The organism is Rhodopseudomonas palustris HaA2, assembly GCF_000013365.1.
GTDB lineage: Bacteria > Pseudomonadota > Alphaproteobacteria > Rhizobiales > Xanthobacteraceae > Rhodopseudomonas > Rhodopseudomonas palustris_J.
The window spans coordinates 516,586-542,221 of record NC_007778.1; the positions used below are offsets into that span (position 1 = coordinate 516,586).

Consider the following 25,636-nt stretch of genomic DNA (forward strand, 5'->3'; position numbering starts at 1 on the left):
GGCGGTTGCGGGCGCCCTTCGCCTTGCCGCGCCGGAGTCCCGGTGCTATCTCGCGACCATGACCACCGCCCCCATCGACAACATCCGCAACTTCTCCATCGTCGCCCATATCGACCATGGCAAGTCGACGCTCGCCGACCGGCTGATCCAGATCACCGGCGGGATGTCCGACCGCGAAATGGCCGGCAAGGAGCAGGTGCTCGATTCGATGGATATCGAGCGCGAGCGCGGCATCACCATCAAGGCGCAGACCGTGCGCCTGAACTACCGCGCCAAGGACGGCAAGGACTACATCTTCAACCTGATGGACACGCCCGGCCACGTCGACTTCGCCTACGAAGTGTCGCGGTCGCTGGCGGCCTGCGAGGGTTCGCTGCTGGTGGTCGACGCCTCGCAGGGCGTCGAGGCGCAAACGCTGGCCAATGTCTATCACGCGCTCGACGCCGGCCACGAGATCGTGCCGGTGCTCAACAAGGTCGATCTGCCGGCCGCCGAGCCCGACAAGGTCAAGCAGCAGATCGAGGACGTGATCGGGCTCGATGCCTCCGACGCGGTGATGATCTCGGCAAAGACCGGCCTCGGCGTGCCCGACGTGCTGGAGGCGATCGTGACCCGGCTGCCGCCGCCGCAAGGCGACCGCTCCGCGCAGCTCAAGGCGCTGCTGGTCGATAGCTGGTACGACGTCTATCTCGGCGTCGTGGTGCTGGTCCGCGTCGTCGACGGCGTGATGAAGAAGGGCCAGCGCATCCGGATGATGGGCACCAACGCCGCCTATGATCTGGAACGCGTCGGCTACTTCACCCCGAAGATGACCTCGGTCGACGAACTCGGCCCCGGCGAGATCGGCTTCATCACCGCGGCGATCAAGGAAGTCGCCGACACGAGAGTCGGCGACACGATTACGGACGACAGGAAACCGATCACCGAGATGCTGCCGGGCTTCAAGCCGGCGATCCCGGTGGTGTTCTGCGGCCTGTTCCCGGTCGACGCCGACGATTTCGAGACGCTGCGCGGCGCGATGGGCAAACTCAGGCTCAACGACGCCTCGTTCTCGTTCGAAATGGAAACCTCCGCCGCGCTCGGCTTCGGCTTCCGCTGCGGCTTCCTGGGGTTGCTGCACCTGGAGATCATCCAGGAGCGACTGTCCCGCGAATTCGACCTCAATTTGATCGCGACCGCGCCGAGCGTCATCTACAAGATGACGCTGACGGACGGCACCGAAATGGAGATCCACAATCCGGTCGACATGCCGGACGTGGTCAAGATCGCCGAAATCCAGGAGCCGTGGATCGAAGCGACGATTCTGACGCCCGACGAATATCTCGGCTCGGTGCTGAAGCTGTGCCAGGACCGCCGCGGCAATCAGAAGGAGCTGACTTACGTCGGCGCCCGCGCGATGGTGAAATACGACCTGCCGCTCAACGAAGTGGTGTTCGATTTCTACGACCGCCTCAAGAGCGTGTCGAAGGGCTACGCCTCGTTCGACTATCACCTCACCGAATACAAGCCGGCCGATCTGGTGAAGATGCAGATCCTCGTCAACGCCGAGCCGGTCGACGCGCTGTCGATGCTGGTGCACAGGACGCGCGCCGAAGGCCGCGGCCGCGCCATGGTGGAGAAGATGAAGGAGCTGATCCCGCCGCACATGTTCGTCATCCCGATCCAGGCGGCGATCGGCGGCAAGATCATCGCCCGCGAAACCGTCCGCGCCCTGCGCAAGGACGTCACCGCCAAATGCTACGGCGGCGACATCACCCGCAAACGCAAACTTCTGGAGAAACAGAAGGAGGGCAAAAAGAAGATGCGCCAGTTCGGCAAGGTGGATATTCCGCAAGAGGCGTTCATTGCGGCGCTGAAGGTGGATAGTTGAGGGTCAGACCTCGTCGTCGTCATCTTCGCGCCCGGGCGCAGCAAGAATCTCAGTGTCGCCCTCGGCCCATTTGAAGGCTGATTTGTTCCGCGCGTCGTAGGCTTCGACGATCGTGCCGATCGCCTGTTCGAAGGTCATCAGCGAGGAGGGACGTCCGGTGCGTGGCGGAGCGTCCATCACGTCGAAGAACCCGGTGACACCAAAGCTCGCCGGCTCGGCATCATACAGGCCGATCAATATCCTCTCGAACAGAGTCGTATCGTCGACCGGCTTCTCTCGCCCGGCTCGATAGCGGAATATCTGAACCGCCTGTCCGAAACTGGATGGCGCAGTCCCTCCGTCATTGCAGGCATCCAGCGGAATAAAGACCACCGCACAAAGTACGGAATACGGCTGCCGCTCGTGGTAGTCCGCAGCTTCGGCTCTCAGCTCGTTGTCGACGCGCGTGTAGTTTTTCGTATAACGCTTGGTCTTGGCGTCGCGGAAATTGATCGTCTTGATCGAGACTCCGAGCCCCAATCCGAGTTCGACCGTCGAGTAGTTCACGTCGAGCTTCTTCAGGCCCTTGCCGGTTCGCGCTTTCGACTCTTGGCCGAGGCCGTCGGGGTTCGGCAGAATTCCGTCGAACGACTTCCGAAGGGCGTCGGCGAACCGTTGCGACAGCGCGCGCGACAGGCCTTCTGCGTAGTTCTTCTTGTCGGTGGCAGAGCCCTTCTCGACGACGCTGCGATCGCCGGCCCAATCGAGCTCTCGACGAATCGAATTTTCCGATACGGCGGTCTTGTCCGTCGAGAATCGTCTTGTGGGGGTCTTGGCTTTCGCCATCCGCTACCTCATCAGCCCTTTCAGCCGACGTCGCACCTTGGTCGGCGTGCGCGTCTCGCATTCCCAGATCGTCACCACCCTGAACCCCATCGCACGCAGAAGGCGCGTCTTGATCTTGTCTCGCTTCACGTTGGCCGCGAACTTCGCCAGCCAGAACTCCCGATTGCGCGTCGGCGTGGTGGTTCGGTGGCATCCCTGGTGACGATGCCAGAAGCAGCCGTTGACGAATATCGCCCAATGGTGGGTCTTGTTGGCGAAATCGGGGGAGCCCGGCAGCGTTCTCACGTTGCGTCGGAAGCGCAAGCCCAGTTCACGCAGCACGTCGGCGACGTCGTCCTCCGCCCTCGTGCGCTTCTGCCGAACCCGGCGCATCAAGGCCGACCGCGCGGGGTCGACCGGCGTCTCGCAGGCGGTCGAACTCATTCGGCCGCGAGCAGCGTGCGGCCTTCCTGGACGAACGCGTCGATGGCTCGAACATGATCGAGATGAGATCGCACCCTGTCCTTGAAGCCCGGTACGAAGCGCAAGCTGCTCTTCTCGATCCGCGACAAAAACCCTGCCGTGGCGCGAGCCGACAGCAGTCTCGGCTCGTAGCGCAGGAAGTCCTGAAGGCTCGGCCGCTTCGCCCATTTGGGAAATTCGGAGATCGCGACTTCACGGCAGGCTTTGCCGTCGGAGCGCGCCGCCTTGGGCCAATCGCCGCGGACGACGCTGCCGCCGTCGCGCGATCTGTCGTATGCTCCGGGCGCGTTCAACCGCTGTCCGATCCACGCCGCGACCGGCTTGCTGACGGCATTGCCGACCAGCGACCATCGGAACGACGCGCGGGCCACCCTCTCGGCCGGCTTCGTCCAGTCGGCGGGAAGTCCCTGAAGCCGCTCGGCGTCGCGGATATCGGGTGTCACGATTTCCCCGTTCGGCATCAGGATCGCCGGCGGCGAAGGAATGCCGACCGTGGAGCCGTTCTTGAGCGTCGGCACGCAGTCGGGGCCCCATCCCAGACCGCGCGTTCCTTCGGTCCAGTAGAAGCCGTGGGCGTGGCTTTGCAGGCTTGTCTGCAGCCCGGCGGGCTCCGCGTCGTCGACCAGCAGGACATCGGCCGGATCACCCTCGATGCTCGCCAGAAAGAACACCCGCGCGCGCCGATGCGGCAAGAAGCTCAGTGAATTCACAACGCGGTAGGCCCAGCGATAGCCGCGCCTTTCGAATTCGGAGACCAGCCGGGTCATGGCGCTGCCGCCGTCGAGGCGCAGCATGAACGAGACGTTCTCCAGCAGCACCCATTTCGGCCGGCTGCGATCGATCAGCCGGAAAACATGCGTCACCAGCCCCGACTTCCCGCCCTTGATCCCGGCGGTCTTGCCGGCTTGGCTGAGGTCCTGGCAGGGAAAGCCGGCCGTCATCAGCTCGACCTCGGAGGGCAGCGACGTCAACGTCGCGACATCGCCGACATTCGGGGCGCCCTTGAAGCGGTGTTCCAACACCGCCCCGGCGGGCTGCCAGATTTCGGACAGGATTACCGTCTCGTGCCCGGCCCGATGAAGACCAAGCTCGAGCCCTCCGATGCCAGCGAAAAGTCCTGCAATTTTCATGATGCCCCCGCCGGCAATGTTCCCTAATTGTTCGTATTTGGCAAGGCCGAACTGAAGGCCCGATGCGAGCTCGTACGCGCTCCATCGGTCGGGCCGCAAGGCGCCGTTTTGCGTCAGATCACGCCGCCGCGCCCGGATCCGTCGCATGATTGCGCCCCATGACTGCCACCCGTCATCCCTTTGCCTCCGACATCGACGCCGCCACCCGGATCGCCGAGCCGGATTTCGATCTGCTCGACGCGCTGGTGCGGACCGACGATCCGGACGACCAGGCCCACACGCTGGCGCGCGTGGTGTTGGCGGCGTTCGACAATTATTACGCGGTGTCGCGGCGGATTCCGGCGCTGGCGCAGGCGGCGTTCGAGGCGCGCGACTGGGCCGCCACGGTGCGGCTGTCGAAAATCCGGCTCGGGCTGTACACCGCCTGCATCGATCAGCTGGTGCCGCTGCTGAAGGCCGGGCTGCCCGAGCTCGCCAATGACGAACAGCTCTGGGCGCGCGCCGAGGCCGAGCTGCTGGCGGCGATCGCCGAGCGCTACGAGGCCGATTTCGCCTTCGCGTTCTGGCAGTCGCTGCGCCGCAAGCTGGTCAGCGACGAATGGCGGCCGGTGTCCTACGATACCGGGCCGGCGGCGCGGCCGAAGGCGACCAGCGCTGCGATCCTCAAGACCATCGCCACGACGCTGCCGATCAGGCCGGCGGTGATCCGCGACATCCTCGACGGCGCCGGCCTCCGCGGGCCGTGGCGCGATCGCGACGGCGACGCCGCGCTCGCCGCGGCCGCGATCGAGGCTGCGCTGGAGCCGCTCGGCCCGCGCGCCGGCGAGACCGCGAAGATCGAGATCGCCGAGTCCGGCTTCTTCCGCAATCGCGGCGCCTGCCTGGTCGGGCGCGTCCGGCTGCGCGACCGCGGCGACATGCCGATGCGCAACCTGCCGCTGTTGATCGCGCTGCTCAACGAGGACGACGGCCTCGTCGTCGATGCGGTGCTGTGCGACGCCGACGAGCTGCAATACGCGTTCTCCTCGACGCTGGCCAATTACCACGCCACCAATCCGCATTATCACGAGCTGGCGCGGCTGTTGCACGAACTGATGCCGAAGCGGCCGCTCGGCACGCAATATTCCTGCATCGGCTTCCACCACCTCGGCAAGGTCGCGGTGATGACCGAGATTCTCGCCGAGCACCGCAGGAGCAAGGAGAAGCTCGACACCGCGCCGGGTTTCAAGGGCACGGTGGCGATCGCGTTCACGATGCCGTCCTCGGCCTATGTGCTGAAGATCATCCGCGACCATCCCACCGACGACTACAAGTTCGACTATTTCGACGGCCTCGACGCGGTGCTGCGCAAATACAATCTGGTGCACGAGATCGATCGCGCCGGCTCGATGCTCGACAACATCATCTACTCCAACGTCAAGCTCGAGCGCACGATGTTCGCGCCCGATCTGCTCGACGAGCTGCTGGAATCCGGCATCGACACCGTGACGCTGGAACGCGGCGCGCTGGTGTTCCGGCATCTGATCGTGCAGATCAAGCTGACGCCGCTGCCGCTCTATCTCACCACCGCGTCCGCCGCCGATGCCCGCGCCGCGGTGATCAATCTCGGCGACTGCATCAAGAACAACGCCGCCGCCGATATCTTCAACAAGGACCTCGACGGCCGCAACTACGGCGTCAGCCGCATCCGCAAAGTGTATCTGTTCGACTACGACGCGGTCGAGCCCCTGACCGACGTCCGGGTCCGCGGCGACGACGCGCCGCCGGGGCCGGAGTTCGAGGACGGCGTGGTGTTCCGCCCGGCCGACATGCTCGGCGGGTTGCGGATCGACGACCCGGCGCTGCGCCGCGCCTTCCGCGACGCCCATCCCGAGCTGATGCAGCCGGAGTATTGGCAGGGCATGCAGCGCGCGCTGCGCGCCGGCAAGGTTCCCCGCGTGATGAACTATCCGGCGGCCCGGCGGCTGCGGCGTTAGCTGCGCGTCTGCCCTCACGCTGAAGCACTGCCGCGCCCGCCGCGGCGACCGGGCTCCGCCCTTGCCGAACCCTCCCGCCGCCTCTACCTGTGCGAAGCCCATTCCCGGACGAGGACACCGCCCATGCTCGACGCCGCCATCAAGGCGCTGACCCAGATTCTGTCGCCGCCGATGCGCTCGATCCTGTGGCGCTCGATCGGCTTCGCGCTGGCGCTGATCGCGGTGGCGGCGATCGGGCTGCAGCGGCTGCTGAGCTGGGCGGCGACGTCGAGCGAGCTTTGGGCCGAGGCTGCGCTGGGCGGTTTCCAGACCCCGCTCAACATCCTGTCCTGGGTGCTGTCGATCGCCGCCGGGCTCGGCATCGTGGTCGGCGCGGTGTTCCTGATGCCGGCGGTGACCTCGCTGGTCGCCGGCATCTTCGTCGACGAGGCCGCCGAACATGTCGAGCGCGAATATTATCCGCACGAGGAGCCGGGCGTCGCGCTGCCGGTCGGCGTGGCGCTGATCGAAACCATCAAGACCGCGCTCTTGACCATCCTGGTCTATCTGATCGCGCTGCCGTTTTTGTTCTTCGCCGGCGCCGGCGTCATCGTGTTCTTCGTCGCCACCGGCTGGCTGCTCGGGCGGGAATATTTCGAGCTGGCGGCGATGCGCTTCCGCCCGGCCGCCGAGGCCAAGGCGATGCGCCGCGACAATGCCACCACGGTGTTCATCGGCGGCCTGGTGATCGCCGCCTTCGTGTCGATCCCGATCGTCAATCTGGCGACGCCGTTGTTCGGCATGGCCTTCATGGTGCATCTGCACAAGCGGATGTCCGGCTCGCGGCCGGAGCTGATCGCGCCCGAGCGGCGGGAGATCGGCGCACGCTGACGCGCAGCGCGACCCGATCCGGGAGGCCGTGAGGACGGCCGCCGCGATTACGGCGCGCGGTCGTCGCGGCGCCAGCGGCGCTTGACCGCGACGGCGACTTCCTGCGCCGCGCCGCCGACGATCATCAGCAGGAAATTCGCCAGATGAGACATCTTCATCGCATCCCTCCCGTTCGGGACCAGGTCGCCGGTGATTCGCCGCGACCGCTGTCGATGCCCACCACCTGTTAGTTCAGGGGTGTGCTGAGATGAATATTGGAATGATTTGCAGGACTGCGAACCGAAATTTTCAGCATTCATGCCGATTTCACGTTTGTCGCGGCGTGCTGACAGATTTGGTCAACACGATCGATCAGCGTCGCGACACTCCGCGCGCGGACTGTCGTGCGGCGCTGACACGGAGTGTCAACCGCGTGCAGTGCTCATCACCAGCCCCGACATAGCGCGACGTTGTGCTCCGCGTGCTGCGTCGGTGATACGATAGCAGAGTACCATCTCGCAGATTATCAATCGCCCGTTCGGAACCCGGCGCCCGTCGCGCATTTGACAGGGTGCGCCGGCGATGGTGCCATCGGCGCAACAACGAGAACAATGCGATGATGCGCGCGCTCAACGACAACGCCCCTCCGCCTCGCTCGCCGCTCGCCAAGCCGCGCTGGGACATCGAGGGGCGCGACTGGCCCAATCGCGACGCCAGTCGGTTCGTGCACGCCGCGGGGCTGCGCTGGCACGTGCAGGAGAGCGGTCGCGGTCCGGTGCTGTTGCTGATCCACGGCACAAGCGCGGCGACGCATTCCTGGCGCAGGCTGGCGCCGCTGCTGGCGGAGCCCTTCACCGTCGTCGCGCCCGATCTGCCCGGCCACGGCTTCACCGAAACGCCGGCGGCGGCGCGCATGACGCTCGACGCGATGGCGCAGGATCTCGCGACGCTGCTGCGCGGGCTCGATCACGCGCCGGCTGTGGTCGCCGGCCATTCCGCCGGCGCCGCACTGCTGGCGCGGATGTGCCTCGACGGCAGCATCGCGCCGGCCGGCCTCGTCGCCCTCAACGGCGCGCTGCTGCCGATCGGCGGCGCGGCGGGGCGGGTCATGCTGCCGCTGGCGCGGCTGCTGGCGTCGAGCGCGCTGGTGCCGCGGCTGCTGGCGCGGTTCGCCGGCAATCCGGGCATGGTCGAGCGGATGCTGGCCGACACCGGCTCGTCGATCGAGCCTGAAGGGATCGACTATTATCGCCGGCTGGTCCGCAGCCCCGGCCATGTCGCTGCGGCGCTGCGGATGATGGCGAGCTGGCGGCTCGAACGAACCGCGCAGCAATTGCCGCAGCTGGCGACCCGGCTGCTGCTGATCGCCGGCAGCAACGACAAGACCATCGCGGCCAGCAATTCCGCCCGGGTGCAACGTATGGTGCCGGGCGCCGGCATCGCGGTGATGCCGGGCCTCGGCCATCTGGCGCATGAGGAGCGGCCGCACGACGTCCGCGACATCATGGTCGAATTCGCCCGCGACGCCGGCCTGCTGCCGCGATCGCTCGCGGCGGCAGAGTGACGGCGTGACGACGCCGGTTGTGGGCGGCGGTTACACGCCCTCGAACAACGCGGTCGACAGATAGCGCTCCGAGAACGACGGCACGATCGCCACGATGGTCTTGCCGGCGTTTTCCGGGCGCTTGCCGAGTTCGATCGCAGCCGCAATCGCGGCACCCGACGAGATGCCGCCCGGAATGCCTTCGTGCCGCGCCAGCGCCCGCGAAGTCTCGATCGCAACCGGTCCCGCCACCTTGATGATTTCGTCGATCACCGAGCGGTCGAGAATGTCCGGCACGAAGCCGGCGCCGATGCCCTGGATCTTGTGCGGGCCGGGTGCGCCGCCGGACAGCACCGGGCTTTCCTCCGGCTCGACCGCCACGATCCTGACCGACGGCTTGCGCGGCTTCAGCACCTGGCCGACGCCGGTGATGGTGCCGCCGGTGCCGACGCCGGCGACGAAAATGTCGATCGCGCCGTTGGTGTCGTTCCAGATCTCCTCGGCGGTGGTGCGGCGGTGAACCTCGGGGTTGGCGAGGTTCTTGAACTGCTGCGGCATCACCGCGTTCGGCGTCGAGGCGATCAGCTCCTCGGCCTTGGCGATGGCGCCCTTCATGCCCTTGGCGGCTTCGGTCAGCACCAGCTCGGCGCCGAGGAAGGCCAGCATCTTGCGGCGCTCGATCGACATCGATTCCGGCATCACCAGCTTGAGCCGATAGCCCTTGGCGGCGGCCACATAGGCCAGCGCGATGCCGGTGTTGCCGGAGGTCGGCTCGATCAGGATGGTGCCGGGCTTGATGATGCCGTCGCGCTCCATCGCGGCGATCATCGCGGCGCCGATGCGGTCCTTCACGCTGGAGGCCGGGTTGAAATATTCCAGCTTGGCGAGAATCGTCGCGTTGACGCCGTTCAGTCCCGGCAGCCGGTTCAGCCGCACCAACGGGGTGTCGCCATAGGCATCGGCGACCGAATCATACACCCGGCCGCGGCCGGGCTGATGGGCGGGCGCTGCGGCGGTGGATTTGAGCGATGCGGTTGCTGCGCTGGACATGGTCGCCTCCGGGCTGGAATTCGGGTCGAAATCGTCGGGATTTGCTACTCATCTGATATGCGGCGCCCGCCGCCGTCAACGCGGCTGGTAAATATGGAACAATCACCTCCCGCCGCCGGCGTTCCGGAACGCCCATTCTCCAAATTCGGCCGGCCTTGGATGGAATTCCCGCGGCAGATGCCTTTCCCTTTCGGCTTGCCCTTCACAACGGCGTCACGCTGGCTGTAGTATCCCTTCCGCATGCTGCTTCGCAGCGTCGATCGGTCGGGGGTCAGGAGCGTTTCTTGAACGCGCATGTCTCGCATGGCGGTTGGCCGGTGCTGGTTTTGAACGCGGATTTCCGGCCGCTCAGCTACTATCCGCTATCGCTATGGTCGTGGCAGGACGCGATCAAGGCGGTGTTCCTCGATCGCGTCAACATCGTCGCGCATTACGATCGCGCGATCCACAGCCCGAACCTCGAGATCCAGCTGCCCAGCGTCGTCTCGCTGAAATCCTTCGTGAAGCCGTCGACGCATCCGGCCTTCACCCGGTTCAACGTGTTCCTGCGCGACCGCTTCTCCTGCCAATATTGCGGCGCACCTGAGGACCTCACCTTCGACCACATCATCCCGCGCTCCAAGGGCGGGCAGACGACGTGGGAGAACGTGGTCGCGGCGTGCTCGCCGTGCAATCTGCGCAAGGGCAACATGACGCCGGCGCAGGCCCGGATGTTCCCGCGCCAGACCGCCTTCGCCCCGACCGTGCACCAGTTGCACCGCAACGGCCGGCTGTTCCCGCCGAACTATCTGCACGAGAGCTGGCTCGATTACTTGTACTGGGACACCGAGCTCGATCCGTAGCGAACTGATCGGCTACAGGAGATGTGACGGGACTCATGTGACGGGACTCAGAAGACCGCCAAGGGACACATAAAGCTGTGTCGTTTCGGATCGTGTCGCAATCGAATGTCTGTCACAGTCCTCGATCACCCAGCATAGATCACGTCAATCGCTTGTGTGGACACATTAAGAACGTGTCATTTGCGCTCCAAGAACGAGTCAGAAGCATCTGGGGAAATAAGCTGGCAATAAGCACTCATGATATGTGACGAGGATCAGATCATCCTAGGCCCCGCCCGCTCCGCTCGTGCTGATCGACGAGATCGAAAAGGCTGCGACGCACTCCGACTACCCTCGAAGCGGTGTTGCGGTCGGTCATCGCCGACATCGCCATCGGGATTGTCCGACGCGCGGCTGTCATAAAGCATTCTTATATTGTGGCGATAAGCTCTACAGTATCGTCCAAATCGTCCGATTTCGAGATGTGGGTCTGCTGTGTCCCGCCAGCACGTGCCTGATGACAGGAGGGGCGGGGCCACCAGATCGCTCATGGCCCGTTTGGCGGCTTTGGGATCCAAGCCTCGAAGCCGACTTGGTTTCGCGGCTTCGGCCACCGTAGCCACCATAGCGGGTACATGGGTGGCAAGCCTGGAGCTGGTGAAGGCTGCTTCCGCACCGAGCACTCCCTCGATCATTGCTTTCGACATTGCGGCACAGCCGCTGAGTTCGGCGCTCGACGCGTTCAGCGCGGTCACCGGACTTCAGCTCGTCTATGATGGGGCTTTGGCGCAAGGCCGCCGCTCGAATGCAGTCTTTGGCACGATGTCTCCGCAAGAGGCGCTCCGCGGACTGCTGGCGGGTTCCGGTCTCATGCCGGTGCGCGGCTCTGATGCGTTCACGGTGATTCCTTCGGACGCCGCAGGCCCCCCCAAGCAGACGCTTGCCGGTTTGATGCCTTATCTCGGCGCCATGCAGGCCAGCCTTGCGAGCGCCTTTTGCCGTTTACCGGAGACGCGGCCCGGCAGCTATGCCACCACGCTCGAATTCTGGATCGGCCCGAGCGGACAGATCCTGAAGCCGCATCTGTTCGGCTCGACCGATCCGGCGCGCGACCAGGCGATCGTGCGGTTGCTCGGCGACCTGTCGATCCAGCATCCGCCGCCGGATTTGCCGCAGCCGATTATCATCGCCATCGGCTCTCGCCCGCCGGCCGAGACCGGCGATTGCGCGCCGGAGCGGGGTGGCGCGCCGGCGCAGGCTCGGGCGCGCCATGACTGAGGCGAGCTGGACCGTGCTCCGCGAGGTGCTGGCGGAGCGCTATGACGAATTGTGCCGGCGGCTCGCTGTCCGTCTCGGTTCGAAAGAAGCCGCGCGCGAGACCCTGCACGAAACCTGGTTGCATCTGCGCAGCGGCAACGATCCGGTCGAGGTTCAGCGTCCGTTCGGCTATCTGCTGCGCACCGCCTTGAACCTCGCGATCAGCCGCGAGCGCACCGAGCAACGCCGCAACAAGCAGCTCGATGTGGTGGACATGCTCGAACTGGTCGATCCGGCGCCGGGTCCCGAGCGCGAGGCCGAGGCGCGGCGGCAGGTCGAGTTTCTCGAACAGGTACTGCAAGAGCTGCCGCCGCGGCGCCGCGCCATCCTGCTGGCATCCCGCGTCGAGGGCGTGCCGCTGAAGCGCATCGCCGAGCATCTCGGTCTATCGCAGCGCTTCGTCGAGATGGAATTGAAGGCGGCGCTGGAATATTGCGCCCGGCGGTTCGGCAAAAAGCTCACGCGGCGGTTCGGTCCGCGGTCGAAAGAAGCGTCTTCATGACATGGACGGATTTCGAGCCGCACCTTGACTTGGCGGCGTCGGTCTGCAGCTCTCTGGATCAATGATGCAATTCGACGACCCCCCGGAGCAATTGGGCGCGCTGCGCCGCGAAGCGCTGGAGCGCGTGCGCCGGCTCGGCTCCGGACGCGCCACACCCGCGGATGTCGAGGCCACCAAGCAGTGGGGCCGCCAGAGCCCGGATCACGCCGAGGCGCTGTGGCAGGCGAGCCTGCTCTGGGACCGGCTGGGCTGCGCTGGAGACAACGTGCTGCGACGCTCGGGTGCAGCTTTGGGGGGCGTGCAAGCGGCGGCGCCCGCACCGAGCCGCCGCGCGTTCGTCGCCGGCGCCGCTGCGACCGCAGCCGCGGCCTATCTCGTCGTTCGTCCGCCGCTCGATCTGTGGCCCTCGCTCGGCGATGTGATGGCCGACTACCATACCGCCACCGGCGAAACCAAAGACGTCAGCATCCCGGGCGATATCCGGCTGTCGCTCAACACGGCCACCAGCATCAAGCTGCAGAAGCCGGCGGATACGATCGAGCGGATCGAACTCCTCAGGGGAGAGGCCACCGTCACGGTCGGGGCGCAGCCGGGCCGCGAGCTGATCATCGTGGCCGGTGCCGGAGAGGCGAGAGCCCGCCACGCGCAGTTCAACGTCCTGCACGAGCAGGACGCGACCTGCGTCACCTGCCTTCAGGGCGAGGTGGAGGTGCGCCTCGGCACCGCCTCGTCGGTGCTGAGGCTGGGGCAGCAGCTCCGCTACGGCGCCGATGGGCTAGGATCGGCGACGCCGGCGGATATCGGGGAGGTGACGGCCTGGCGCGAAGGCCTGCTGATCTTCCACCAGCGGCCGCTGATGGATGTCGTCGCTGAGATCAATCGATACCGACCGGGCCGGGTGATGGTGGTCAATGCCGAACTCGGCCGGCGCGTTGTCAACGGCCGCTTCCGCGTCGACAATGTCGATGGCGTTATGGCGATGTTCGAACAGATCTTCGGCGCCAAGCTGACGCGGCTGCCGGGCGGCATCGTGCTGCTGGGCTGAATGACGCCGGGACTAGCGGGCGTTTCACGCAGTCCTGCGGGCGCCGGTGCCGGCAAGTCGATTTTTTCTCGTCAGGCCCAATTTGTCACTTCGGTGCGCCGCGGCCGAATAGCGTCCTTGCTGACGAAGGGGACTGGCATCGGCCGGTTTCCCGCCCTGGTCTGGCCGGGGCGCTTTCGCGTGACAAGGAATTCGCATGAGCCCCGCGCTTCACCACGACGTCGGCCGCCGGCACTCCCGCGTCACCGCCGAAGACGGCGGGCAGCTTCGCGTCACGGCGAAGCGTCGGGCGTTGTCGCGCAGGCTGATGCTCACCAGCACCAGCGCGCTGGCCCTGACGGTGCTGCTCACCGCGGCGCCGGCGATGGCGCGCTCGCTCGGCGGCGCGGCGCCGGATTATTCGGCGGCGGCGGTGGCGGCGGCTGCGGCCACGGCGGCGGCGCAGCAGGGTAGTGCGGCGGCGCAGCGGTCGGTGGAGTCGCTGACCCAGGCCGCGCAGGCGCTGCAGGGCATCCAGGCGGCGCAAGCCGCGGCACGGGCGGCCGCGCAGGCGGCCGGCGTGTCGGTGACGGCGCCGGTGGTGGTGCCGAACGGTCTGGCAGCGGGTGGGCTGGTGCCGGATTCCGGGCTTGCGGCGCCCGGGGCCGCGCGCCCGGTGCTGAGCTGGACCAATGCCAGGACGCCGGTACAGAGCGGGCCGGCCGATGCGCCGACCGTCACTGTGCAGCAAACCGGCGCGCAGGCGATCCTCAACTGGGCGAGCTTCAATGTCGGGGCGAGCACCAGTGTCGTGTTCGATCAGCAGGGCAACAGCAACTGGGTCGCGCTCAACCGCGTCGTCGGCGCCGCGTCGCCGAGCCAGATCCTGGGCAGCATCGGCGCCGATGGGTCGGTGTACATCATCAACCAGAACGGCATCATTTTCGGCGGCGCCAGCCAGGTCAATGTCGGCAGCCTGATCGCCTCGGCGGCTCAGGTCACCGACGCGCAGTTCAAGGCGAACGGCATCTATTCGAGCTTGTCGGGCTCATCGTATTTGCCGAGCTTCAGCGGCGCGACCGGCGCCATCACGGTGGAGCAGGGCGCGCTGATCAACACCAGCGCCCCCGGCGCCGTGACGCAAGGCGGCGGCTTCGTCATGCTGCTCGGCACCAGCGTCTCCAATGCCGGCACCATCACCACGCCCAAGGGCCAGACCGTGCTGGCCGCGGGCCGCGACTTCGTCGTCCGCAAGGGCTACGCCACCGACGCCAACAGCTTCTCGACCACGCGCGGCAACGAGATCGCGCCCGGGCTCTGGAATGCGAGCAGCAGTAGCTGGACGCCCGGCGGTGGTGCGGTGACCAACAGCGGTCTCGTGTTCGCCCAGCAGGGCGACATCACGCTGGCCGGCCATGCGGTGGCGCAGAACGGCGTCGCCATCGCCACCACCTCGGTCGACATCCGTGGCAGCATTCATCTGCTCAATGCGGCTTCGGATGCGAGCGGCAGCGTCACGCTCGGCGCGGCGTCGCTGACCCAGATCATGCCCGAGCTCGGCAGCGCCGACACCGCGCTCAACTCCAAGCGCGACGCGCTGATCGCCGATTCCGCGACACAGAATGCCGCCCGCGCCACGGCCTCCTTCGGCCAGTTCGGCAATCTGTCCAGCCTCGCCGACCGTCAGGATCTCGGCCGGGTCGAGATCGTCAGCGGCGGCGTGGTGACGTTCGACGGCGGCTCGCTGACGCTGGCGCAAGGCGGCCAGATCGCCGTCAGCGCGCGGGCGCGGGTGTTTGCGGCCGGGGATGCCGTGCTCGACGTCTCCGGTACCTCGAGCGTACTGCCGATGTCGGCCAACAGCCTGAAGATCAACGTTCAGCCCAACGAGATGCGCGACGCCCCGGTCAATCGCGAGTCCGGCGTGCTGACCAATCAGGACGTCTGGATCGACGCGCGCGATCTGGTGCTGGTGCCGGCCGGCACCGGCGGCTACGCGTCCGATCGTTACTACACCAAAGGCGGCCTGCTCGAAGTCTCGGGCTATCTGGCCAACACCGGTCACAGCGTCGGCGAGTGGACCGCGGTCGGCGGCATCATCACGCTGAGCGCGGCCGAACTGGTGGCGCAGGCGGGCTCGGTGTTCAACCTGTCGGGCGGCACGATCAGCTATCAGGCCGGGCAGGTGCTCACCAGCAACGTGATGGGCGCCGACGGGCGGCTGTATCCGATCGGCAGCGTGCCGGCCGACATGCCGATCATCGCGCTCGGCCGGAGCTTCACGGTCGATCATTCGCGCTGGGGCGTCAAGGACGTCTGGGGCAGCCCGAGCCACGGCGCAACGACGTCGCGCTGGGACGACGGCTACACGGTCGGCCGCGACGCCGGGCAACTCGTCCTGTCGGCGCCGACGAGCGTGTTCGAAGGCAGCATCGTCGCCGAAGTAATCACCGGCCTGCGCCAGACCGCGGCGCGGCCCACCGGAGTCAGCGACGGCTACAAGCTGACGCAGACGACGGTGCCGCTGGCCGGGGCGCTGATGCTCGGCCAATACGGCGCCATCGGCCGCACCGGCGCGGTGGCGAGCGAGGTGATCATCGGCGACGTCGCCGACATCACCTCCGGCCTCGGCGCCGAGGCCGCGCTGCCCAGCGGCCGCGCCAATACGGCGTGGTTCGATGCCGGCGCGCTCAACGAAGCCGGCCTCGGCGGGCTGTCGATCGCCTCCAGCAACAGCATCCGCGTCAGCTCCGACCTGACGCTGGCCCGCGGAGGCATCCTCGAACTGGTGGCGCCGACCATCGACGTCGCCGCCACACTCACCGCGCGCGGCGGCGCGGTGACGCTGAGCACGCTGCTGAGCCGGGTCTATCCGAACGGCGACAGCATCGGCAGGGGTACGCTGCCGCTGACTCCTGCGCTCGGCCGCGCCAGCATCACGCTGGAGGAAAATGCGGTCATCGACACGCGGGGCCTGTGGACCAACGCGCTGCTCGACCCGGCGGGCGACGCTTCCGGCCAGGCCTTCGCCGACGGCGGCGCGGTGACGCTGCGCTCCAGCGGCGACGTCACGCTAGGCACCGGCTCCATCATCGACGCCTCCGCCGGCGCCGCGCTGCTCGCGGGCGGCAAGCTCAAGGGCGGCAATGGCGGGAATATCTCGCTGATCGCCAGCGAGTCCCTGACCGACGTCAACGGCACCACCTCGGGCAATACGATCCACGGCGATCTGACGCTGCGCGGCACCCTGATCTCGTATGGCTTCGGCAAAGGCGGCAAGCTGACGCTGCAGACCGGGGGGAGCGTCAGCATCGGCGGCACAAGCGCGTCGCTGAACCTGTCGCCGGAGCTGTTCGGGTCGGGCTTCTCGGCCTATTCGATCAACGGCCTCACTCGTCTGATGGTGGCGGATGGCGTCGCGATCACTGCGACGATGCCGGTGCTGAGGGCAGACCCCAATCGCGCCTTCTCAGCGCCGAGCGGCGGCGCGGCCACGGCGGTGGCCAGCCTGTGGACGCCGCCGCTCTATCTCGAAAACCCCGCCAAGGGCACGCTCGCGCAGCGGGCCGGCGCGAGCGTCGCGCTGCTGTCCGGCGCCGGGGCCGACAGCAGTGGCTACATCACGACCGAGGGCGCGCTCAGCATCGGCACGGGCGCCTCGATCACGGTCGATCCGGGCCAGAGCGTGCGCCTCGCCGCCAGCGGCCAGGTGACGGTGGACGGCACCATCACGGCGCCGGGCGGCAGCATCGCCATCACCAATAATTACACTCAGCTGCACTATGTCGACCCGGCGGCGATGTCGGTGTGGATCGGCGAGCACGCGGTGCTCGACGTTGCGGCGCGGGCCTATATCGCGGCCGACGTCGCCGGCCGCCGCTACGGCGTGATCCCGGACGGCGGCGCCATCACGCTCGGCAGCACCGGCGGCGCTTTCAAGGTCATGGGCAGCTCCACGAATGAGGTCTACGAACCCGGCAACGAGGCCTCGACCCACGCCTATGTGGTGATCCGGCCCGGCGCCGTTCTCGACGCCTCCGGCACCAGCGGCGAGCTCGATATCGCGACCGGCGGCTCTCTGCGCAGTGCCTTCGCGCCGGTGACGGTGGCGAGCGACGGCGGCACCATCGCGCTGCGCAGCTGGTCCGGCATCCATGCCGAGGGCACGATGCAGGCGTTCGCGGGCGGGGCGGGCGCGGCCGGCGGCACGCTGATCGTCAGCCTGGAAGCGCCGATCCAGACCGCCGTGGCCAGCATCGTCGTGCCCACCAACCTGAAGGTGGGACGGGTGCTGACGGTGACGCAGGACATTGCCGGCACCCTGGCCGCGGGGCTTCAGCCGGGCCAGAGCGACGCCACCCTGGCACTCGGCCAGGGCACGATCGCGGTGTCGCAGATCGCGGCGGGCGGCTTCGATGATGTGTCGCTGCTGGGGCGCGGCGCCATCCTGTTCGACGGCGACGTGTCGCTCGAGGCAGGGCGCAGCCTGAGCCTGGAAGCCGGGCAGTACGCCGATCTCGGCGGCGGTCGCGCGGTCGTGTCGGCCCCCTATGTGCGGTTCGGCGGGCAGGACGTCTTCATCTTCGATTACAACACGGTGCCCTCGACGGTGCCGGCCTATGCGGCGGTCGGGACGCTCGCGGTCGATGGCGACCTGATCGAGCTCGGCGGCAACGTCGCCACCACCTTTGCCACCACGAGCTTCACCAGCCACGGCGACCTGCGCTTCGTGACCAGCGCCTCCGTCCCCAACCCGGGTCTCTATGCGGCCCACGACCTCACCCTGTCGGCCGTGCGAATTTATCCGGAAAGCGGCACGATGGCGACCGTCGCGGCCGGCTATACCAAGAGCAGCTATTCCCCTGGCTCGTCGCAATCCTGGATGTTTACCGATCCGGCTGCCGTGCTGACGCTGGTGCGACCCGATGCCGGGGCGGCGGTCGAGGCGCCGTATTCGGCGTTCGGGGAGCTGAGCCTGACCGCCGGCACCATCCGCCACGGCGGCGCGCTGTTCGCGCCGTTCGGCGGCATCACGCTGACCGCCACGCGTGTCGGCTCCAACGTCGTCAATACCGCGCCGGCCGTGGTGGAATTCCTGCCCGGCAGCATCACCTCGGTCAGCGGCGCCGGGCTCGTGATGCCCTATGGCGGCACCACCGACGGTGTCGGCTGGACGGTGAACGGAACCGATGGAGCGACCGTCCACCTGATCACCGGGCAGTACATGAAAGCCGACGGCACGGTGATCACCTTGGGCGCGAGGAGGAGCACCGGCATCTCGATTCGGGCCACCACCATCGTCGGCGACGCCGGAGCGACGCTCGACCTCTCGGGCGGCGGCGCGCTTACGGGCGCGGCCTTCATCTCGGGACGTGGCGGCTCGGTCGACACGCTGCTCGCATCGCTGACCAAGGGCGGCACGGTCTATGCCATCGTGCCGGGCGTCGTCACGACGCCGGTGGCCGGCAACTACTACTCGGCCTGGACCGGCGCCGTGCCGGCCGTGGGCCAGACCATCACGATTCCGGCCGGTGTTCCGGGTCTACCGGCCGGTACCTACACGCTGTTGCCGGCCAACTACGCGCTGCTGCCCGGCGCGTTCCGGGTCGAGCTCGGCGGCACCGGCACCACGGCGTTCGCCGGCACCATCGGGCTGACCAACGGCTCCTGGCTGACCTCCGGCTATCAAGGCATCGCCCACACGGCGATTCGAGATGTGCTGCCGACCTCGGTGACCATCACGCCGGCCGCGACGGTGCGGACATATTCGCAGTACAACGAGACCAGCTACGACGCCTTCCAGATTGCGCAGGCGGACACGTTCGACATGGTGCGGCCGCGCCTCGAGGCCGATGCCGGCAACCTGACTTTCTTGTTCAGCGCCCTGAACGCCAGTGGGGCAGCGGCGGCCGTGCCGGCGCTGGTGTGGGACGGCACCACCGATTTGACCCCTGCCGCGGGCGGCTATGGCGGCACCGTCTCGGTGATGGTGGGCGGGAGCCAGGACCTGATCATCGCAGCCGACGGCAGCACGACCGAGCGCTCGGCCACCAAGACGGTCCTGTCCGCCTCGGCCATCAATGCCTTGAACGCGCCGCACCTGTTCATCGGCGGCAAGCCGATGATCAGCTCCAACATCTCGATCATCGGCGGCGATCCGTTCACCCAAAACAACAGCGCGAACGCGATCACGCTGGAGAGCGGCGTGGTGCTGACCGGCGGCCAGATCGTCATGAACGTGCGACAGGGCGGCACCATCCGGCTGGACCCCGGGGCGATGATCGACACCCGCGGCTTCGCCGACGTGGCCTTGCTCGACTCCTCGCTCGGCTATTATCTCGGCGGCGGCGTGCCGATGCTGGTCGCCTCCAACGGAGCCGTCGCGCTCTACACCAACAACGCGGCAAACGCGACCGGTACCATCAGCATCGGCGCCGGGGCCGGGATCTTCACCCGCAATGCCATCGGCTTCGTCTCGGCGATGGGGGTCTCGTTCGACGGCACGCCGCTGCTCGGCGCGGAGAACCTCGAGCTGGTGGCGGCGTCGATCAATCTCGGCACCGCCGCCAATCTCGCTGCGGCGCGGGCCGCCGGAACGCTGCCGGTCGGCTTCGACCTGACGCAGGAGCTGTTCGCATCGCTGGTCGCCGGCGACCCGAGCCGCAACATCACCGGAGTCCGCAAGCTCGGGCTCGGCACCGGCAACTCGGTCAATATCTACGGTTCGGTGAACCTGGACCTGTCGGCGCTGGACAGCCTCACCCTCACCACCGCCGCCATTTACGGCGCGGGCGGCGGCAACGATAGTGCGGTCTTGAAGGCCGGTTCCCTTAATTGGAATGTCGGCCAGCGGACGGTATCCACCGACGGCAATGGCACGCCCAACTATGGCAGCGCCCTGCCGGGGGCAGTAACCGCCAATGGCCCAGGCACCGGCCGAGGTTCGCTGACGATCCAGGCACGCGACATCACGCTCGGCCACGCCGACATGCTGGGGGGTGGGTCGACCGTGACGTTCGACCGGCTGATCCTCGGCTTCCAGGATGTCACGCTCTCAGCGTCCAACTCCATCACCTCCGAAGATCATAATACGCTGTCGTTCTGGCGCACGGGCGCAAGCCCCACCTCCACCTTCGATGCGAAGACCTACACCGGCGAAGTCGGCCACAGGCTGAGCCTGATCACGCCCCTGCTCACGGGCGAGTCTGGCTCGGTGCTTTCGGTCTACTCCGGCAGCAGCATCTTCGTGACGGCCCCCGAAGGCAGCACGCCCGTCGACACCAGCACGGTGAGCAGTCTCGGCGCGACCATCAACCTGCATTCCATCTATAACGGCGTGGTGCTCGATACCGCTGTCGCATTGCCATCCGGCCGTTTCACCGCGACCGGCGGCGGCATGAATGTCGAATTGCGCAATCGCGCCCATCTCGATCTGTCGGGCCGCGCGGTCTCGTTCGGTGACGTTACCAGATATTCCTGGGGCGGCGACATCGGGCTCGAAGCCTCGACCTCTGGCGCTGTTATTTTCTTCCAGGGAGCCGTGCTCGACGTTTCGGCCGTGAACAATGATGCCGGCTCGATCTCCATCGCTGCGCCCGAATCTTATGGGGGTGGCTTCGTCGTGTTCGTCGACGGCCAAGGCCGCACCTTGAGCTCCCTCGACGGCATGTTCAAAGGCGCAGCCACCGGCGGCTACGAGGGAGGCTCGTTCAAGCTCGAGACGTATCACCTCGACAGCGGTCCCGGCTGGTCGAACACGACGAGCTTTGCCCGTCTCAACCGTGCGCTCAACGCGAGCGGCTTCTTCGGCTCGCGCGAGTTCAACCTGAAGGACGGCAACCTCACCATCGGCGACGAGCTGAAGGCGCATCATGTCGTCGTCTCGGTCGACGACGGCAGCCTCACGGTGAACGGCCATATCGATGCCAGCGGGGCGACGCCCGGAACCATCCGGCTCGCTGCCAGTGACAATCTGACGATTGCTTCGTCCGCCGTGCTCGACGTTCACGGCACGGAGCTGCAAGTGGACAGCTACGGCCAGCCGATCGAAGCGAAGAACCGCGGGCACATCGAGTTGACGTCAAGCGACGGCACGCTCAGCCTCGGCGCGGGCTCGGTGATGGATCTTTCGACGCCGAGCGGCGCTTATGGGCAGGTGGTGCTGAATGCGCGGCGCACCAGCGAGACGAGCGGCGATATCAGGATCAGCGCGGCAGGCTCGCTCGCCATCCGTGGCGCAAGCAGCATTGCGCTGAATGCCTTCTGGCGATACGGCAATTACGCATCGAACACGGTCGTCACCCAGGCGATGCTGGACACCTTCGACATCGCCAGCCAGAGCTTCATCAAGGCCGCCTACGACAACGATCTCGCCACTGGCCAGCTCACGGCGGGGCTGAAAGGAAAGCTCGCAGGGCTGACCGCTCATGGCAGCGCCTTCCATCTGCGCCCGGGCGTCGAGATTTCCTCCGGCGGCGATCTTGCCACCTCGGGCGATCTCGATCTGGCCAAATATCGCTACGGCCCGAATGCCGACCGCTACACCACATCCGCGAGCTTTGGCGCGGGCGAGCCCGGCGCGCTCGTGATCCGCGCCGGCGGTAACCTCACTATCGGCGGCAGCATCTCGGACGGGTTCGGCACACCGGTGTCGGTCTATTTGGGCGAGGCCGCCGGAGCCCAAGAGACCCTGAACGCGACGAAGACCCTGACGGCCGCCACCGGAATCAGTACCGCAAGCATTCCGATCGCGAGTTTGCCGACGACACTGAACTTCGATGCGGTTCTCAACACGAGCAATTCTCTGCGGCGCGGTATCGCCATCCCGTTCGCGTTCACTAGCGCGGCGAATGTGGCGCAAACGGGCTGGACAGCGACCGCGAACATCTACAACGCCAGCGGCACCCTTCTATACGCGACCGGAAGTATGGTAACGACTACGCTGCCGAGCGGGACACAGTTTGCGGCCGGGAGCACGCTGCCAGGCAGCGGAGCGTTGAGGATTCAAGCTGGCGCGGTGATTCCGGCGAATACGGTCATCAAGACCTACATTTCCCAGACGACATCGCTCTTTCTCGGTAGCCAGACGCTGCCGCTTGGCGCGACCTTGCCGAGTGGGACCGCGATCAATTACGCGACGACACCGATGTATGGCCAAACCTCGCGGATGCTCGCAGCCGGAAGCCAATCCTGGTCGATCCGCCTGGTTGCGGGCTCCGACCTGTCGGCCGCCTCGACGCTCGTGCTGCGGGCCGCGAGCGGCCTGGCCGGGTCCGGCAACATCGTGCTGAACAACGCCGGGGCGGTCGATTTCAGAGGTATTCCCATCCCGAGCGTCATCCGCACCGGCACGGGCGATCTCGAGCTCCTCGCCGGCGGCGATCTCACCATGCGCTCGCTCTACGGCGTCTACACGGCTGGGACCGACGCCGGCGCAACCGGGCTTCCCGCAGGCACCTACATGCCCGATCACGGCGGCGATTTGACCGTGACGGCGCAAGGAGACGTCACCGGCTACAGCTACAATTGCACGTACAGCTCCTGCGGCAATGCGAAGTCCTGGTCGCCTGCGATTTGGTTGATCCGCAGTGGCGACAGCACCACCAACGCTGCGTGGTCCATAGCCTTTGACCGCACGATCTCCGGTAGCAGCGCCTCCTACATCACGGGCTTCGCCGGCTTCGGCACGCTCGGCGGCGGCGACGTTACCCTGACGGCGGGTGGCGATGCGGGCGCCATGACGCGGACCTACACTGGAAGTGGTGTCACCGCCCAGACCTACGGCGCCCTGCAAGTCGCAGTCGCCGCCAGCGGCAAGGTGCTGTCCGTCACCAAGGATGGCGCCATCGTCACGGGCGGCACGCTGGTGCAGGCCGGCGGCGGCGATCTCGTCGTCAAGGTCGGCGGCTCGCTCAATACAGGCTATAATTATTCGAATTCCGAGCAGGCAGCCGACGGCTCGCTCAGCATCTTCACCAACCTTCGCGGCGACACCACGATCACGGCGGGTGCGATCGGCGCAATCGGCGAGATCTATGGCTTCAAGGAAACCGGCGATCCGCGCGGTCTCGACGCCAACGAGGCCAACCTCGCCAGTGCCCGCGGCGGCATCGCGCTCATCCCTGGCGACGGGACCATCACCGTGCGAACGGCGGGAGACCTCGTGATCGGCTCCTATGCCGACGCCGGGCAGCTCGGTGGGACAGCGTCGAGCACGTCCTTCTCACTCTGGCAGCCGCAAACGACCGCGATCTCGCTGTTCTCCGCCGGCGGCAATCTCGTGCCGGTGACGAATATGGGGATCGGCAATCCGTGGTCGATGAAGACCCTCTCGACCTCGGTCGTGATGGCTCCAGGGTTGTTCGATGCCGTCGCCGCCGACGGCAGCATTTATCTCGGCGGCAATTATGCCTTCACGTTCGAGCTGGCGCCTTCGCCGAACGGAAGGCTGAACTTGCTCGCGGGGCAATCGATCTACGGCGCGGGCTTGTGGGTCGGAGGTCTGGTGAATGTGACCGCCGCTGGCAGTTCGACGCGGATCGTCGTTTCCAGCGCTGCGTCTGGGGTCAACGACATCCCCAATCCGTTCCGCCCCTCGACCGCGACCGGCAGCTTCTTTAGCTTTCAGGACGACCGCGTGTCAGCGTCGACGACGGACGACACCACGCCGAACCGCATCGTCGCGCTCACCGGCGACATCATCAACCTCGCGCTCGGAGAAACGCTCACGGACGTCTACTACGACAACGCGTATCACGTCATCAGCCACGGTACCGGCAAGTCCGCTCAGGTGATCGCCGGCGGCGACATCGTCAATTTCGGGGCCGGCAGCGCCGGCGCCACGGCGGGCCTGATCCTCAACACCCGGCCCACCGACGTCTCGGTGATCCGGGCCGGCGGCAGCATCTTCTATCTCAACATGAACATCGCCGGCCCCGGCGCGCTCGACATCAGTGCCGTCGATACAATTTACCAGGGCAATCTCGGCGCCATCACCTCGATCGGGCCGCTGGCATCCGGCGACACGCGCCCCGGCGCCTCGATCGTCGTCGCCGCGGGGCTCGGGAGCGACGGGGCGGACTACGCGGCGCTGACCAAATATCTCGACGCCGCCAATCTCGCCGCCACCGGCATCCCGCTCGCCGATCAGTCCGGCAAGGTCGCCCGGAGCTACGATGCCGAGCTGATCGCCTGGCTGTTCGATTATTACGGCTACCGGGCGCAGAACGCCGCTGACGCCCGCGCGGTGTTCGCCGCCAAGCCGGCCGAACAGCAGAACATCTTCCTGCGCAGCGTGTACTTTGCCGAACTGAAGGCCGGCGGCCGCGAGTACAACGATCCGTCGTCGAGCCGCTACGGCTCGTATCTGCGCGGCCGTCGAGCGATCGCCGCGCTGTTCCCGGAGGATCGCAGCTACGCGGGCGATCTGATCATGTTCGGCGGTTCGGGTATCCGCACGCTTTATGGCGGGGACATCGCGATCCTCACGCCCGGCGGCCGCCAGGTGCTCGGCGTCGAGGGCACGGTGCCGCCGGCCTCGTCTGGGGTGATCACCCAAGGCGCCGGCGACATCGGCCTCTATTCCAAAGGCTCGATCCTGATCGGCCTGTCGCGCATCATGACGACGTTCGGCGGCGGCATCCTCGGCTGGTCGGCCGAAGGCGACATCAACGCCGGCCGCGGCTCCAAGACCACGCAGGTCTATACGCCGCCCAAACGCATCTATGATTCCTACGGCAACGTGACTCTGTCGCCCGCCGCGCCGGCGACCGGCGCCGGCATCGCCACGCTCAATCCGGTGCCCGGCACACCGGCCGGCGACGTCGACCTGATCGCGCCACTCGGGACCATCGACGCCGGCGAGGCCGGCATCCGGGTCGCGGGCAACGCCAACCTCGCGGCGCGCCAGATCCTCAACGCCGCCAACATCCAGGTGCAGGGCGCGAGCAGCGGCCTGCCGACCGTGCAGGCGCCGCCGACCGCGGCGCTCACCGCCGCCAACAACGTCGCCGGCGCCGCGACCCCGACCGCCGCGGGTCCTGCGCAAGACAACGATCGGCCGTCGATCATCCTGGTCGAGTTCCTAGGCTTCGGCGGAGGAGACGGCGGTGACACCAAGCCGCGAAGCCCCGACCGTGACGACCGCCGCCGCACCGAGCAGCAAGGCTACAACTTCAACAGCGCCTTTCAAATTATTCAGCTCGGCGATCTGGCCGGGCCGGCGCGGAGCAACAGTCGCTGACTTGCACGGACGCCGGCTTCGCTACC

The 25,636-nt window shown here is 67.0% G+C and carries 13 protein-coding genes; 9 read left to right on the forward strand and 4 right to left on the reverse strand.

Annotated features, from left to right (window positions below; genetic code table 11):
- Positions 1–58: 58 nt before the first annotated feature.
- The gene (gene lepA, locus RPB_RS02380) at positions 59–1,870 is read left to right on the forward strand and encodes a translation elongation factor 4 (RefSeq protein ID WP_041797883.1); all 1,812 of its coding nucleotides are present in this window, start codon (positions 59–61) and stop codon (positions 1,868–1,870) included.
- Between the two features lie 3 nt (positions 1,871–1,873).
- Here the strand turns inward: lepA and RPB_RS02385 are convergent, their stop codons facing one another.
- Genes RPB_RS02385 through RPB_RS02395 form a run of 3 tightly spaced genes read right to left on the reverse strand, consistent with a single transcriptional unit; the run spans position 1,874 to position 4,434 of the window.
- Positions 1,874–2,695 (reverse strand): hypothetical protein, encoded by an 822-nt coding sequence (locus RPB_RS02385; RefSeq protein ID WP_011439371.1) that lies wholly within the window; start codon positions 2,693–2,695, stop codon positions 1,874–1,876.
- Positions 2,696–2,698: 3 nt separating this feature from the next.
- The gene (locus tag RPB_RS02390; RefSeq protein WP_011439372.1) at positions 2,699–3,118 is read right to left on the reverse strand and encodes a very short patch repair endonuclease; all 420 of its coding nucleotides are present in this window, start codon (positions 3,116–3,118) and stop codon (positions 2,699–2,701) included.
- Positions 3,115–4,434 carry a DNA cytosine methyltransferase gene (locus tag RPB_RS02395; RefSeq protein ID WP_245258300.1) on the reverse strand — a complete coding sequence of 440 codons (1,320 nt, stop codon included), beginning with the start codon at positions 4,432–4,434 and terminating at the stop codon, positions 3,115–3,117. The genes RPB_RS02390 and RPB_RS02395 overlap by 4 nt, the downstream gene beginning before the upstream one ends.
- Before the next feature lie 11 nt (positions 4,435–4,445).
- Between RPB_RS02395 and aceK the strand changes: the two genes are divergently transcribed.
- The 3 genes from aceK to bchO all read left to right on the forward strand — a co-directional run bounded on the left by aceK (position 4,446) and on the right by bchO (position 8,676).
- A complete protein-coding gene (aceK, locus tag RPB_RS02400; RefSeq protein ID WP_011439374.1) occupies positions 4,446–6,263 on the forward strand; it encodes a bifunctional isocitrate dehydrogenase kinase/phosphatase in 1,818 nt (605 codons plus the stop codon).
- Between the two features lie 123 nt (positions 6,264–6,386).
- Positions 6,387–7,133, forward strand: a complete 747-nt coding sequence (locus RPB_RS02405; protein WP_011439375.1) for a sulfate transporter family protein — start codon at positions 6,387–6,389, stop codon at positions 7,131–7,133.
- Positions 7,134–7,728: 595 nt separating this feature from the next.
- Complete coding sequence (gene bchO / locus RPB_RS02410) at positions 7,729–8,676, forward strand: alpha/beta fold hydrolase BchO (protein WP_041797885.1); 948 nt, start codon at positions 7,729–7,731, stop codon at positions 8,674–8,676.
- Between the two features lie 30 nt (positions 8,677–8,706).
- Here bchO and cysK read toward each other — a convergent pair whose 3' ends face one another.
- Positions 8,707–9,705, reverse strand: coding sequence for a cysteine synthase A (gene cysK, locus RPB_RS02415; RefSeq protein ID WP_011439378.1), 999 nt, complete (start codon positions 9,703–9,705; stop codon positions 8,707–8,709).
- 284 nt (positions 9,706–9,989) lie between these two features.
- On the opposite strand from cysK, the gene RPB_RS02420 reads away from it, so the two are divergent.
- From RPB_RS02420 to RPB_RS02440, 5 genes are all read left to right on the forward strand, one after another.
- The gene (locus RPB_RS02420; RefSeq protein WP_011439379.1) at positions 9,990–10,547 is read left to right on the forward strand and encodes an HNH endonuclease; all 558 of its coding nucleotides are present in this window, start codon (positions 9,990–9,992) and stop codon (positions 10,545–10,547) included.
- 618 nt (positions 10,548–11,165) lie between these two features.
- Positions 11,166–11,804 carry an STN domain-containing protein gene (locus tag RPB_RS02425; RefSeq protein ID WP_198135147.1) on the forward strand — a complete coding sequence of 213 codons (639 nt, stop codon included), beginning with the start codon at positions 11,166–11,168 and terminating at the stop codon, positions 11,802–11,804.
- Positions 11,797–12,345: an RNA polymerase sigma factor gene (locus RPB_RS02430; protein WP_011439381.1), complete on the forward strand. Its 549-nt coding sequence runs from the start codon at positions 11,797–11,799 to the stop codon at positions 12,343–12,345. Before RPB_RS02425 ends, RPB_RS02430 begins: the two co-directional genes overlap by 8 nt.
- A gap of 91 nt (positions 12,346–12,436) precedes the next feature.
- A complete protein-coding gene (locus RPB_RS02435; protein WP_245258301.1) occupies positions 12,437–13,390 on the forward strand; it encodes a FecR family protein in 954 nt (317 codons plus the stop codon).
- A 196-nt stretch (positions 13,391–13,586) separates the two neighbouring features.
- Complete coding sequence (locus RPB_RS02440) at positions 13,587–25,610, forward strand: filamentous haemagglutinin family protein (RefSeq protein ID WP_011439383.1); 12,024 nt, start codon at positions 13,587–13,589, stop codon at positions 25,608–25,610.
- Positions 25,611–25,636 lie beyond the last annotated feature (26 nt).

Coding starts and splice junctions, on each gene's coding strand:
- RPB_RS02430 (WP_011439381.1), top strand. CDS start 11,797: ATGACTGAGGCGAGCTGGACCGTGCTCCGCGAGGTGCTGGCGGAGCGC.
- bchO (WP_041797885.1), top strand. CDS start 7,729: ATGATGCGCGCGCTCAACGACAACGCCCCTCCGCCTCGCTCGCCGCTC.
- RPB_RS02440 (WP_011439383.1), top strand. CDS start 13,587: ATGAGCCCCGCGCTTCACCACGACGTCGGCCGCCGGCACTCCCGCGTC.
- cysK (WP_011439378.1), bottom strand. CDS start 9,705: ATGTCCAGCGCAGCAACCGCATCGCTCAAATCCACCGCCGCAGCGCCC.
- lepA (WP_041797883.1), top strand. CDS start 59: ATGACCACCGCCCCCATCGACAACATCCGCAACTTCTCCATCGTCGCC.
- RPB_RS02405 (WP_011439375.1), top strand. CDS start 6,387: ATGCTCGACGCCGCCATCAAGGCGCTGACCCAGATTCTGTCGCCGCCG.
- RPB_RS02390 (WP_011439372.1), bottom strand. CDS start 3,118: ATGAGTTCGACCGCCTGCGAGACGCCGGTCGACCCCGCGCGGTCGGCC.
- RPB_RS02395 (WP_245258300.1), bottom strand. CDS start 4,434: ATGCGACGGATCCGGGCGCGGCGGCGTGATCTGACGCAAAACGGCGCC.
- RPB_RS02385 (WP_011439371.1), bottom strand. CDS start 2,695: ATGGCGAAAGCCAAGACCCCCACAAGACGATTCTCGACGGACAAGACC.
- aceK (WP_011439374.1), top strand. CDS start 4,446: ATGACTGCCACCCGTCATCCCTTTGCCTCCGACATCGACGCCGCCACC.